Raw genomic sequence first — 13,012 nt, 5'->3', positions numbered from 1 at the left:
GACCTTACCAGGCTTTGATGGCCTTCCAGGCGCTGCCAGCGCCGTCGCTCAGCGACTGCAGGCCGGCCGCGAGCGTGCCCTTGGCGGCGCTGGTGAAGCCGGTGGCCTTGTCCAGCGCGCCGATCGCGTAGTGCGCGCCGACGCCGACGCCAAAGCCCACCACGGCGCCGACGGCCGTGCCGGCCACCGGCACGATCGAGCCCACGGCCGCACCCACCGCCGCGCCCGCTGCGCCTGCCGCGGCCGCCGTGCCGGTGTCGACGACGGTATTGGCCACGGCGCGCGCGCCGCTGATCTGCCCGGCCCGGTAGGCCTGGGCATTGCCGTAGCCGCTGAAGCCGGCCTGCACCAGCGCGCCCACGGCACCGCCCGCCTTCACCAGGCCCAGGCGAGGCGTCAGTGCGTCCACCGCCTTGGCCGCACCGGCGCCCAGCACTGCATTGCTGGCCGTGGCCTGTGCCACCTGGCCAGCCGCGACCTGCTCGCCGCGGCTGGCACGCACGCCGGCGTCGATCAGCGTGGCCGCCGCGCCGCCAACGGCGCCATAGCGGGTCGACGCCGCGCGTGGGTAGCCTTCGGTCGCGCCGCCGGCGGCCTGGCGCAGGCGCCCGGCCGCCGTACCGGCCGGCGCTTCGAGCGACTGATTGCCCGCTGCCAGTGGGCGCCCCGGCGCGTCGGTCGGCGCATAGGCCTTGCCGCCGCTGCGCTCCACCAGCGCCGGCCGCGCGCCGGCGGATTTGTCCAGCGCACCGGGCGTGTAGCGGCGCGTGTCCGCTGGCATCGGGTCGATCACGCCGGTCGCCGGCTGGGCGGGCGCGGCCTTGCCGGCAGCGTCGTGGCGTGTCAGCTGCTGGGGCCTGATCTGATCGGGCCGGGTGTTGCGCGGCAGGATGTCGATCTGGCTGCCGCCGGTGGCCGAGGGCGCCCGCAGCGCGCTGGCGCCGGCATCCGAGGCGCCCTTGGACGCCTGCTGCGGCAGCGTGTACGGGTGCTCGCCGGCCAGCTGATGCAGCAGGCTGGGCGACTTGCCGCCCTTGGGCTCGGTGAGCGCCTGCTCGGGCAGGCCGGCGCGGCGTGCCCCCTCGGCCAGATCGGCCACACCGCCGCGTCCGGCAGCGTCCGGCGTGGCCTTGAAGCCCAGCTCCAGCACCGTCTTGCCGGCCAGCGGGTGCTGGCCCGTGCCGGCGTAGGCGGCGTTCTCGTGCAGCATGCTGGCCGCATCGGGCGAGGTGTAGAGCATGCCCTGGCCGGGCGCGTTGTAGCGGCCCGGCGAGCCGTAGTTGTGGTTCAGCGCGCCGGCCTCGTAGGCGCTCGGCAGCGCGCGGTGCAGCGTGCCGTCGAACGCAGTCTGCGGCGCCACGCGGCCGGCCTCATAGGCCTTGGCCTGCAGCGCCTGCACGAGGCCCTCGCGGCCGGTGGCGCCGGCCACGCCGGCCACGGCGGCATTCAGTTCTGCCTTGGCTTCGGGCAGACGCAGCGCCTGCCCGGCGGCCAGCTGCTGGCTGGCGCCCAGGTTCGGGTTGGCGGCGCGCAGGGCCGCTTCATCAAGGCCATAGCGTGCGGCGATGTCGGCCAGATGGTCGCCACGCTGGGCGTGCACGACCCCGGCGCTAGGGGGGCTGGCGGCGCCGGGCTGTTCACGCCAGCCGGCGGCTTGCAAGGCTTGGGTCATCAGAAGCTCCTGAAAGGCAAAGGCTCTTTTGGCGTTACTTGTGGATGCTCTCGAAACCGCCAACGGCAAGCACAGCGGCACTGAGTCGCAGAGAAAGCCTCATCGAACTCTGGCCTTCCCTATGAATTCCTCTGTGTCTCCGTGCCTCTGTGCTTGCGTTTTGAGCTTCAAGGGCCGAGCCCCAAAAAACGCGCAAAGAGCCAAGGGAAACGGCGGAGCCGGCGCCTGAAGCGCGTTCCGCCGTTCATGGGCCCTAGACCTCAGATCACAGCGCGCCGCGCAGCAGCGTCATCGTGAAGCTCAGCAGGTCGCGCAGCGCGACATCGGGGGTGCGCGGCTTGGCCTGGCCTTCGTCGTTGTGCTGCTGGGTCGGGCGGGTCTGGTTGCCGTTGGAGCCCTGCGCTGCGGCGGCCAGCACGGCGCCCATGAAGGCACCGGTCAGGCTGATCGAGATCAGGCCGCTGAGCGACTTGAAAGCGTCCTGGAACAGGTTCTCCAGCTGCTGCAGCTGAGCGTCGCGGCCGGGGTTCTTCACCAGATCGGTGGCGTTGATGTAGGCCTGGTCCACCGTCTTCAGCTTGCCATCGGCGCCAAAGGCGACCAGGTTGTTGCCGGCGGCGTTTTCCATCAGCACATTGCCGTCGTCATGGGCCCAGTCCAGCGTGTTGCCCCAGCCGGCAGCCTCGTTGATCTTCAGATCGCCGACGGTGTTGGTGTCCACGCCCGTGATCTCGACGCCGTAGTCGCCATTGGTGATCGTCACCTTGCTGCTCAGTGTGGCGGCCAGGTTGTTGCCCCAGGGCGTGGTCTCGATCGTCACCTTGGTGCCGTCGTCCAGCTTGAGCGTGGTCGTGCCCCAGAAGTCGAACACATGCTGGCCATTGACATACATGTGCGGGTCGCCCGCAGCCATATAGGTGGAGCCGGTCTGCTTGTTGGTGATCAACACCTGGTTGTTGTCGCCCGCCGTGATGCGGTAGTGGTCGTTCTCGAACACCGCCTGCCCGCCCTGCATTGAGGTATGGGCGTGGCTGGGGTTGCTGGCGTTGGTGTTGCTGCTGGGCAGGGCCGGGCTGCTGGCCGCTGCGGTCTGGATCGTGGTCATTGAGGGTCCCTCGCTGGTGTGGGTTCAGTCGCGGGATTGATTGCAAGCGAAAGCCCCTGACGCCGAAAGCTGCGGCCACCCGCAATTCGTAGCGGCCGCAGCTAGGGTTGGCCGCAGTTGGGCGCGGCATCTCACGGCAGCGCTGAGGGTGTTCTAGGCCTGGGGTGGACTCAGACGCGAGCTTGCCCACTGCTGGGCCAATTCGATACTGGGGAAGCAGGCAAAGGGTATGCCGCCCTCCTTGAAGCACTTCTCAAACAAAGGTGCCATCAACTCGGCGCCGTCGACCTCGGGCGTCAGCACAAAGGCCGTTGCAACGGGAGCGATCTTCATCTGCACCAGCTGCTTCATCGTGGCGGTGAAGCTGAGCAGCACGTCCGGCGAACACAGCGCGCTGTGATTGAAGGTACAGATATTGACCCAAGGCCCCTTGGCCGTCATGGCCGGAAAGGTGGCAATGACCAGCTCGCTCAAGGCCTGCATCAGCTCCGGGTTGAAGGGCCCCGTCGCTCGGGACCACAGGATCCGGCCCTGCTCTTCGTATTCGACGCGTCCATGGGGGCGGAACCTGCCCGGATCGTATTGATCGGTCGTGTAGGTGTTTGGACTCACGATGGCGAACTCCGGTTTCAGCGATGTCGAGCAGCGGCGGTCTGGGGGGAAAGTCTAGCGCTGGGGAAGGGCTGCGCTTGTGGGGGCTTGGCTGTGCTGGCCGAGCGCTAGGGCGCGCGACTCGCAGGGGTTTTTCTGAGCAAGAGCTAACTGATTGAGTGATAACCTCGACCGGTCGCGATATTCTCGACGAAGTCGATTGGTGCGGTGGTGATGCAAGGCTGTATGGGTGCTAGGGCGGGTCGATTGACCCGCGCGGACTGTTCGTCGACTTGGGGCCAATTTGCAGCGTAGTGGAAGATTGGCGCCGATTCGCCGTTGTTCTGGCGAGATGGGCATGACGGGTATTTGGTCTCGATGCGCGACAAGGGCTCCGTTTGCAATGCGAGCTTGCGTGGCGGGTTAAGCCTCCGACTAACCCAGCTAACTGGGCTAGCGGTAAACCAGCCTGGGGCCTAACGCGCGGATTGTTGGCCTTGGTGTGTTGGTGCTTGGCTGGGATTGTCTTTACTGCCTTGGCCAAAACTAGCGGAGGCGGTTCAAATTTTGTGCGGAGTTTGTCAATGATCCACAAATAACCAAGTAAGGAATCAGCATGTCGGCGGGATACGTTTATCTCCTCATCAATCCATCAATGCCTGGCCTTCTGAAAGTAGGCCGGACTTTTCGTGACTCGAAGGCTCGAGCTCGCGAGCTTCACTCCACAGGAGTTCCGACTCCATTTGAAGTCGCGTTTGAACTATTCTCAGAAAATCATGAGGAGCTTGAGAAAAAGCTGCACGGGCATTTGTCGGAGTTTAGGGTTTCCGGTAATCGGGAGTTTTTTAGATATCCCCTTAGGCTTGCAATTCAGCACCTCCAAGAGCTTTCCGTTCCGCCAATGGAGTTGTCGTCCGCCTATTGTGCGGAAAGCATCTTTCAGGATCTTTCTGAAAGATATGCACCATGGCTCAAGCCATCAATCGTGGATGTTCGGATAGTCCAAACGCAAGAGCGTGTCTGGCTTGAAATCACCGAAGAAGAAGAAATAGCCGGCTATCTCGTTGACCAAACCATCAAGCGCAGCGACCTTGCCTTCTGCTCGGGAGATGGACATGAAAGCAAGTGCTTCAGTCCTGCCGACTCGGTGTCTAAGAATTCGGCAAAGTTCGTCGAGAGATGGTGCCCGTACTCGATCATCATGACTACCGATCTATTCCACGATAGCGCATGTCGTCAAATCGAAAATGACCCCAATCTCAATCCACATAAACGTGATTCCTAACATTGCAGCGAGGTAGGGCAGGTAGTTGAAAGGCGGGTTACGCCCCTGGCTAACCCGGCCTACGTGTGATTTCCCGCTTTGTCGGTGGCCGGGCCACCCCTCCAGGTGGGTGCCCGGACATGCCCCGATTGCTCTGTCACAGAGCGGGTGCGATAGTCGCGCCCCGAGGGAACGCTGGTGAGGTCTGTAGACTGGCCGCCGCGCCGAGGACGTCGTCACAGAACCGATAGATTGAGAAGAGCCGTGCAGACCATGCAAGCCCAGCCGCCATCCAGAATTGCTCGCTGCCCGCGCCAAGCGCGCGGCTTCACCCTGCTCGAACTGCTGGTGGTGATGGTCATCATCGGCCTCTTGGCCGGCTATGTGGGCCCGAAGTTCTTCAACCAGATCGGCAAATCCGAGGTCAAGGCGGCGCGGGCGCAGATCGACGGGCTGCAGAAGGCGCTGGACCAGTACCGGCTCGATGTGGGCCGCTATCCGACGACCGAACAGGGCCTGCTGGCGCTGACCAGCAAGCCGGCCGATGAGCCGCGCTGGGCCGGGCCATATCTGAGCAAGGCGCTGCCCAAGGACCCCTGGCACAACGACTACCAGTACCGCTCGCCGGGCGAGCATGGCGAGTACGACCTGCTGTCCAATGGGCGCGATGGCCGGCCCGGTGGCGAGGGCGAAGACGCCGACATCGTCAGCTGGTGAGCCGCCTGGGCACGATGAGCCGCCACGCCAGTCGCGCCCAGCCTCGCTTGATTTCCCGCACCCTCCGACTTGCCTTCGCTCTGCGCGCCGCTCCCCATGCCCGACTTTCTCGTCCGCGTTCTGCACCCCCAGCAAGGGGTGGTGTCGCGGCGTGTGCAGGCGGCTGATCGGCAGTCGCTGGCCGCGGTGCTCGGCGTCGCGCCGCAGCATGTTCTGGAGGTCGAGGAACTGAGCAGTGGAGCGCCGGCTGCTGGCGCGCAAAGGCGCGGCAAGCGTTTCCCGCTGCAGCTGTTCAGCCAGGAGCTGGCCGTACTGCTGGACGCCGGCGTGGCGCTGCTGGAAGCGCTGAACACGCTGCGCGAGAAGGAGAACAACGCGGCGGTGCGCGAGGCGCTGGACGCGGTGATCGCTGCCGTCGAGCAGGGCCAGCCGCTGTCGGCCGCGCTGCGGCTGCGGCCCGAGGCTTTTGACGAATTGGTCTGCGCCATCGTTGCCGCCAACGAGCGCACCGGCCAGCTCTCGCAGGCGCTGGCTCAGCATGCGCGCTACCTGGCCTGGGTCGAGAGCCTGCGTTCGCGGCTGGTGGCCGCCTGCGTCTACCCGGCCATGCTGCTCCTGGTGGGCAGCGCGGTGATCCTGTTCCTGCTGCTCTTTGTGCTGCCGCGCTTTGCCGGCATCCTCGATGGCCTGGGCGACGAACTGCCCTGGGCCTCGCGGGCGCTGATCACTTTCGGCCAGACGGCCGGCGCCCATCCGCTGTGGATTCTGTTTGGCCTGGCGCTTCTGGCCACCGGCCTGGTCGGGCTGTGGCGCCACCAGGGCCTGCGCGAACGGCTGCAGGCGCGGCTTTGGACCTTTCCCGGCCTGGGGCCGCGCTTGCGCGTGCTGGCCCTGGCCCGGCTGTATCGCAGCCTGGGCATGCTGCTGGCCTCGGGCGTGCCGGTGCTGCAGGCGCTGAAGATTGTTGAAGACGTGGTCGCACGGCCCTGGCGGTCGGCGGTGGCCGCGGCGGCCGAGGGCATCTCGCGCGGCGAGCGTTTCTCCGAGGTGCTGGAGGCGCAGGACCTGGCCACGCCGGTGGCGCGGCGCATGGTGCGTGTCGGCGAGCGCAGCGGCGAGCTGGCCGCGATGCTGGAACGCGCCGCCGCCTTTCACGACGAGGAAGCGGTGCGCCTGACCGAGCTGCTGACCCGCGCGATCAATCCGGCGCTGATGCTGGTGATGGGGGTGCTGATCGGTGGAATTATTGTCTTGATGTATTTGCCTATTTTTCAGTTGGTGGAGCAGGTTCAATGAGTCAGGACGGCGTGCTCACCGCGCAGGCCCCAGCGGCCGACCCGCAGCTGCTGTCCAGCTGGTTGCCGGCCGCGCACGGGCCGTGGCAGCTGGACTTCGAACGCTGGCCGCAGGCGCAGGCGCAGCGCTGGCGCGCGGTGTTGGCCGCCGGTGCGGGCGGGCGCACGGTGCTGCTGGCCGATCGCGATTGCGACGCGATGCTGCTGCAAAGCGTCGAGGTGCGGCTGCAGGCGGCGGTGCGCTGGCAGCGCTGCGAGGCGGCGTCCATCGATCACTGGCTGGGTGCCGGCGAGGCGGATTTCCGCGCGTTGTCGGACGTTGAGGAAGGCGTGGCCGATGCCGACGGCGGCGGCGTGCGCACCGAGGAGTTGTCGGCGCTGGCGCTGTCTGAGCAGGTCAGTCCGGTGGTGCGCCTGCTCAACGCCACCTTGTACGACGCGCTGCAGGACGGCGCCAGCGATGTGCACATCGAATGCACGGCGCGCGGCGCGGTGATTCGCTTCCGCGTTGATGGCGTGATGGCGCTGGTGCGCCAGGTCGAGGGCGCGCCGGTGGCCGAGCAGCTGGTGTCGCGGCTGAAGGTGATGGCCGAGCTGGACATCGGCGAACGCCGCCTGCCGCAGGACGGCCGCTTCAAGCTCAAGGTGCAGGGCCGCGAGGTCGATTTCCGGCTCTCCATCATGCCCAGCGTGTTTGGCGAAGATGCCGTCGTGCGGGTGCTCGACCGCGCCCGCATCGAGCAGGTGCAGGGCCAGCTGACGCTCGATGCCCTGGGCTTTGACGACGAGGAACGCGCCGCCATCCGCGCGCAGGCGCGACAGCCGCACGGCATGCTCTTGGTGACCGGCCCGACCGGCTCGGGCAAGACGACCACGCTGTACGCGACGCTGGCCGAGATCCACACCGGGCAGGACAAGATCATCACCATCGAAGACCCGGTCGAGTACCAGCTGCCCGGCGTGGTGCAGATCCCGGTGAACGAAAAGAAGGGCCTGACCTTCTCGCGCGGCCTGCGCTCCATCCTGCGCCATGACCCGGACCGCGTGATGGTGGGCGAAATCCGCGATTCGGAAACCGCGCAGATCGCCGTGCAGGCGGCGCTGACCGGCCACCTGGTCTTCTCCACCGTGCACGCGAACAATGCCTTCGACGTGATCGGCCGCTTCATGCACATGGGCCTGGACCTGTACAACGTGGTCTCGGCGCTGAACGCGGTGCTGGCGCAGCGCCTGGTGCGGCTGAACTGCAGCCACTGCGCCAGGCCCGAGCAGCCCGATGCACAGACGCTGGCCCGCCACGGCCTGCGTGCCGATGACCCAGCCAACCATTTCATGCGCGGTGCCGGTTGCGGCCATTGCCGCGGCACCGGCTACCGCGGCCGCCGTGCCGTGGCCGAGCTGCTCAAGCTCGACGACGGCCTGCGCGACCTGATCGCCGCGCGCGCCCCGATGTCTCAGATCAAGGAAGCCGCGCGCAGCCGCGGCATGAAGCCGCTGCGCGCGATGGCGCTGGATTGCGTGCGCCGCGGCGAAACCACTTTCGAGGAGCTGGAACGTGTCACCCTCGATGAATAGTGCGAGCAGCCTCGGCGCGCCGGCCCGCGAGGGTCAGGTCTTGCGCTGGCGGCGTGCCTTGCGCGCGCGCTTGGCGCAGCCGCAGCAGCTGTGGCTGAACGAGGCGGTGGCCGTGGCGGCGCTGGACGGCGTGGGCCGGGCCGAGCCGCTGCAGGACTGGGCCAGCCAGCAGGGCGGCACGGCGCTCGGCCTGATCGTCTCTGAACAGCTGATCCACCCGCTGCTGTGCGAGCCGGGCCTGCCGCTGCACGGCGACGAGGCGCTGCAGGCCTATGGCCGCCAGCAATTCCTGCATTACTTTGGCGCCGCAGCCCAGCGCTGGCCGCTGGCGGCCTGGCGGCAGGCAGAAACGGCCGCAACGGCCGAAACGGCCGGTGATCCCGCCGCGGCCGGTGTGCTGGCCTTGCATCTGGCGGACTGGCCGGCACGGCTGCAGCAGCTGCAGGCTCAGCAGATTCGCCTGAGCAGCCTGCGGCCGGCCGCGCTGGCGGCGCTGCAGACGGCGGCACATCAGCAGCCGGACTGGTGGCAGGCCGAGAGCGCTGCGCTGGCCTGGGTGGAAGGCAGCTTGCTCAGCTGGCTGCAGCTGCGCCACGGCCGGGTGAGCCAATGGCGCCATCTGCGCCTGGCCGCAGCCAGCGGCGGATCGCTGGCCGAAACGCTGGCCGAGCTGATGGCCGCGGCGCCGGGCGTGCAGGTACTGCTCAAGGGTTACGGCCTGGACACGGCCGCAGAGTCGGCGCTGGCGCGGCTGGCCGGGTTGCGCGTTCTTGGCCGGCTGGATGCCCCGGCGCCGCTGGCGGCGCATTTCGAGCTGCCGGCCAAGCATCAAGCCACGCTGGCCGCTGACTTCGTCGTTCAGCGTCCTCCCCGTTCGCCGATTGCCTGGCCTCTGCTCGGCTGTGGCCTGCTGGTGCTGGCCACGGCGCTGCAGCAAACCTGGCAGACGCATCAGGCCCGCGAGCAGCTGCAGACCCTGCTAGACCAGCAGACGCAGCGCCAGGCCCGGCTGGCGCCGCGCGCCGCCGCGAGCAAGCCGGCGCGCTCGGCCACGAGCAAGGCGCAGGAGGCCGACGATTGGCGCGCCGCGGCCGAGGTGCAGGCCTTGTTGCAGCACCGCTGGGATGCCTTGCTGGCCAATGTCGAACAGGCGGGCGCCGAGACTGCCGGGGCGATCAGCTGGCTGGGCCTGGACTATGTGGCCGGCCGCCGCGAGCTGCGCCTGGAAGGGCTGGCCAACGAGCGCTTGCCGGCGCTGAAACTGGTCGACCGGCTGGCCGCTGCGCCGGGCTGGCAGGACGTCATCGTGGGCCGGCTGCAGAACGGCAGCCAGGGCCTGGTCGGCCAGCGCTTTGAGCTGAGCGCCAAGATCCGGCCGGCGGCGCTGCAAGCGGCCCTGCCCGCGGTAGCGGCCGTGCCGGCCTCGGGAGCACAGCGATGAGCATCTGGCGATCCAGCCAAATGGCTGTGCTGGTGCAGCGCGCGCGGCAGTTCGCTCAAAGTCTGGGCGCGCCGGGCCTGCTGGGCCTGCTCTGCCTGGCCCTGGCGGCGCCGCTGGCGCTGTGGGCCGTGCCGCACTGGCAGGCGCAAGGCGAGCAGATGGAGGCGCGGCTGCAGGCGCAGCGCCGGCAGCTGCTGGCGTTGGCCGCGGCGCCGGCCCAGGCCGAAGTCAAGACGCCCGAGCAATGGCGCATTGCCCTGCCGGACGCCGAGCAGCGCCAGCAACGCCTGGCCGATCTGCTGGAGATCGGCTTGCGCGCCGGCCTGGCCAGCACGCGCACCGAGCACCGGCTCAGCGTCGATGCACGCAATGGGCTGGAGCGGCTGCGCGTCAGCATGCCGGTGCAGGGCGGCTATGCCCAGCTGCGCCGCTTCATCGAAACCGCGCTGAGCCACGACCCGGCGCTGAGCCTGGACAGCCTCAAGCTGCGCCGCCAGACGCCGCAAGCGGCCGAGCTGGAGGCCGAGCTGGTGTGGTCGCTGCATGCGCGTGCGGCCGTCGCCGTGACTAGCACCGGAGGGCAGCGATGAGTGCCGACGCCAAGCGGCTGACGCCGCGCCAGATCGCACTGGCTGCCGGCCTGGGGCTGACGATTGCCGCCTGCATGTGGGTTGCGCAGCTGGATGACGAGGAGCCCGTGCAGGCGACGGCCGGAGCCAGCCGCAGCGCCCAGGCCCGCCCGGCGCCGCGTGCGGATTCCAGCGCCAGCAAGACCGCGCGTGGCAAGGACGCCGGCAGCGAGACCGCCGCCGAGATGACGCCGCCGCCGAGCTGGCAGCCGGTGGCGCGCGCGCCCTGGCCCGAGGTCGGCGATGCCCAGCTGGCGGCCTGGCAGCCCCCACCGCCACCGCCCGCACCGCCGCCGCCGCCCGCGCCGCCGCCACCACCGCCGGTCGCACCGCCCTTTCCCTATCAGCTGATCGGCAAGCTGGAAGAGGGCGGCGTGGTGACCGCCTTGCTGGGCAGTGCCCAGGCGGCCACGCGCACCGCCCGCGTCGGCGAGATCATCGACGGCCAGTGGCGCGTTGACCGCATTACCGAGACCGGCGTGCAGCTGATGTGGCTGTCCGGCTCGCTGCCCCAAACCATTGTTTTCCGACCCCTACCATGATGCGCAAGCCCTACCCGATGTCCACGCTGGCGCGCCCGAGTCTGGCGGCGGCGCTGCTGCTGTTGCTGGTGGCCTGCGCCAATCCGGCGCTGCGCCAGTCCGAGGAGCTGATCCGCGCCTACCAGCTCAATCAGGCCGACACCGTGCTGGCCGAGGCGCTGCGCACGGCGCCGGCCGACCAGCAGCTGCGCGCGGCCCAGCTGCGCCTGCATGAGCAGATGAAGTCGCGGCTGATCGTGCAGATCGAAGGCCTGCGCCTGGCCTCGCGCTGGGACGAAGCCCAGCAGGCGGTGCAGCAGCTGCGCGAGGTGGACGCCAAGAACCCGCGGCTGGCCAGCTTCGACACCGAGATCGAGCGCGGCCGCCGCCAGGAGCAGCGCCTGAAGCAGGGTCGCCAGCTGCTGCGCGAGGGCAAGCTGGCGGCCGCCGAGGCCCAGGTGCGCGAGATCCTGATCGAATCACCCGGCCATGCGGGCGCACGCCAGTTGCAAGGCCAGATCGCCCAGGCACGGCCCTTGGAGGCCTCGAGCAGCGAGCTGGGCCCGGCGTTTCAGAAGCCGGTCAGCCTCGAATTCCGCGATGCGACGCTGCGCCAGGTGTTCGAAGCGCTGGTGCGCGCCTCCAACCTGAACTTCGTGTTTGACAAGGATGTGCGTGCCGATGCCAAGGTGACGCTGAGCCTGAAGAACGTCAGCGTTGACGAGGCCATGCGCATCATCCTGACCACGCAGCAACTTGATCGCAAGCTGCTGAATGACAACTCGGTGTTGATCTTTCCTAACAGCCAGGGCAAGCAGCGCGAGCACCAGGAGCTGGTGACACGCACGCTCTATCTGACCAATGCCGATGTGAAACAGGTGCAGGCCATGGTGCGCACCATCGCCAAGGTGCGCGACATCCATATCGACGAACGCCTCAATCTGATGGTGGTGCGCGACACACCGGAGGTGGTGCGCCTGGTCGAGAAGCTGATCGCCTCTATCGATCTGCCCGAGCCCGAGGTGATGCTGGAAGTCGAGGTGCTGGAAATTGCCTCGGACCGGGTCGATGCGCTCGGCCTCGACTGGCCAGAGCAGGTCAACTTCGGCCTGATCGGCGGCGGCGCCACTGTGCCCTTGAGCGCTCATCGCGGCTTTCGCGCCAGCATTGCCAACCCGGCGCTCACCGCCACGCTCAAGGGCAGCTCCGGCGATGTCAACCTGCTGGCGAATCCCAAGATCCGGGTTCGCAACCGTGAGAAGGCGCGGGTGCAGATCGGCCAGAAGGTGCCGGTGTTCACCACCACCACCAACTTCAACGGCCAGACCCAGGTGGCCGCCTCGGTGTCGTATCTTGACGTCGGGCTGAAGCTCGATGTCGAGCCGACCATCCAGCTGGACAACGATGTCGTCATCAAGGTCGGCCTGGAGGTCAGTTCGCTGCTCGACAAGGTCACCGGCCCAGGCGATACGACCGCCTACAAGACCGGCACGCGCCAGACCTCGACAACCTTGCGCTTGAACGACGGCGAAACGCAAATCCTCGCCGGTCTGATCAACGATGAGGACAGGCGCAGCTCGGCCGGCGTGCCCGGGCTCTCGGCGATGCCTTTGCTCGGGCGGCTGTTTGGCGTGCAGACCGACACCCGCAACAAGACCGAGGTGATTCTGCTGATCACGCCGCGGGTGGTGCGCAATCTGGCCCTGCCCGATGCCGGGCTGACCCAGCTGGCCGGCGGCAACGATGCCTCGCCGGGCGCCTTCTCCAGCCTGCTCAGGCCCAGCGCGCGAGCAGCCGTGGGCATCAGTGGCAGCGCCGCGGCGGCACCACGGCCGGTGGCCGAAGCGCCGGCCAATGCCGAGGTGCTGCTGAAGCTGGAAGTGACGCCACAGGTGCCTGCCGGCGGCACGATCTCGGTGACGGTGCGCCATGACAGCGGCTTCGCCGTCAAGGGTGAGCTCGAGTACGACGGCAGCCGGCTGGCGCCGGCGCAGATCGTGCCAGGCGCCGTGGCCGGACGCATGCCTTTCGAGCTGACGCCGCGCGGCGAGCGCGCGCTGGTGCTGCGCGCGCTGCCGGCGGCCAGTGGCCAGGTGCTGAACATCGGTGTGGGCGCGCTGTCGGCCAGCGGTGTCAATGGCGAGGCACCGCCGGTGCGGCTGGAGGGCTCGGGCCTGGTCAGCGTGGAGGCGGCGAAGTGAG

11 protein-coding genes are annotated in these 13,012 nt (G+C 68.2%); 8 read left to right on the top strand and 3 right to left on the bottom strand.

Annotation, left to right across the window (positions count from 1 at the left end; genetic code table 11):
- Positions 1-4 precede the first annotated feature (4 nt).
- The 3 genes from RQP53_RS16730 to RQP53_RS16720 form a co-directional block, all read right to left on the bottom strand.
- Positions 5-1,672 carry a LysM peptidoglycan-binding domain-containing protein gene (locus tag RQP53_RS16730; protein WP_315651813.1) on the bottom strand — a complete coding sequence of 556 codons (1,668 nt, stop codon included), beginning with the start codon at positions 1,670-1,672 and terminating at the stop codon, positions 5-7.
- A gap of 265 nt (positions 1,673-1,937) precedes the next feature.
- On the bottom strand, positions 1,938-2,777 hold the full coding sequence (locus RQP53_RS16725) for a DUF1521 domain-containing protein (protein ID WP_315651812.1): 840 nt from the start codon (positions 2,775-2,777) through the stop codon (positions 1,938-1,940).
- A gap of 153 nt (positions 2,778-2,930) precedes the next feature.
- Positions 2,931-3,389: a hypothetical protein gene (locus RQP53_RS16720; protein WP_315651811.1), complete on the bottom strand. Its 459-nt coding sequence runs from the start codon at positions 3,387-3,389 to the stop codon at positions 2,931-2,933.
- 595 nt (positions 3,390-3,984) lie between these two features.
- Here RQP53_RS16720 and RQP53_RS16715 point away from each other — a divergent pair.
- The 8 genes from RQP53_RS16715 to RQP53_RS16680 all read left to right on the top strand — a co-directional run bounded on the left by RQP53_RS16715 (position 3,985) and on the right by RQP53_RS16680 (position 13,011).
- On the top strand, positions 3,985-4,653 hold the full coding sequence (locus RQP53_RS16715) for a GIY-YIG nuclease family protein (protein ID WP_315651810.1): 669 nt from the start codon (positions 3,985-3,987) through the stop codon (positions 4,651-4,653).
- 252 nt (positions 4,654-4,905) lie between these two features.
- Positions 4,906-5,349 (top strand): type II secretion system major pseudopilin GspG, encoded by a 444-nt coding sequence (gene gspG / locus RQP53_RS16710; RefSeq protein ID WP_315651997.1) that lies wholly within the window; start codon positions 4,906-4,908, stop codon positions 5,347-5,349.
- A 96-nt stretch (positions 5,350-5,445) separates the two neighbouring features.
- Complete coding sequence (locus RQP53_RS16705) at positions 5,446-6,645, top strand: type II secretion system F family protein (protein ID WP_315651809.1); 1,200 nt, start codon at positions 5,446-5,448, stop codon at positions 6,643-6,645.
- Positions 6,642-8,219 (top strand): GspE/PulE family protein, encoded by a 1,578-nt coding sequence (locus RQP53_RS16700; protein WP_315651808.1) that lies wholly within the window; start codon positions 6,642-6,644, stop codon positions 8,217-8,219. Before RQP53_RS16705 ends, RQP53_RS16700 begins: the two co-directional genes overlap by 4 nt.
- Entirely contained in the window at positions 8,212-9,660 is a 1,449-nt protein-coding gene (locus tag RQP53_RS16695) for a hypothetical protein (protein WP_315651807.1), read from the top strand. The genes RQP53_RS16700 and RQP53_RS16695 overlap by 8 nt, the downstream gene beginning before the upstream one ends.
- Positions 9,657-10,250, top strand: a complete 594-nt coding sequence (locus RQP53_RS16690; protein WP_315651806.1) for a GspMb/PilO family protein — start codon at positions 9,657-9,659, stop codon at positions 10,248-10,250. Before RQP53_RS16695 ends, RQP53_RS16690 begins: the two co-directional genes overlap by 4 nt.
- Positions 10,247-10,831: a hypothetical protein gene (locus RQP53_RS16685; RefSeq protein WP_315651805.1), complete on the top strand. Its 585-nt coding sequence runs from the start codon at positions 10,247-10,249 to the stop codon at positions 10,829-10,831. Before RQP53_RS16690 ends, RQP53_RS16685 begins: the two co-directional genes overlap by 4 nt.
- Positions 10,831-13,011: a secretin GspD/PilQ domain-containing protein gene (locus RQP53_RS16680; RefSeq protein WP_315651804.1), complete on the top strand. Its 2,181-nt coding sequence runs from the start codon at positions 10,831-10,833 to the stop codon at positions 13,009-13,011. The genes RQP53_RS16685 and RQP53_RS16680 overlap by 1 nt, the downstream gene beginning before the upstream one ends.
- Position 13,012: the final 1 nt, after the last annotated feature.

It is taken from the genome of Roseateles aquae, from assembly GCF_032337115.1.
GTDB lineage: Bacteria > Pseudomonadota > Gammaproteobacteria > Burkholderiales > Burkholderiaceae_C > Roseateles_C > Roseateles_C aquae.
This window is presented reverse-complemented; position numbering and strand designations above follow the sequence as displayed.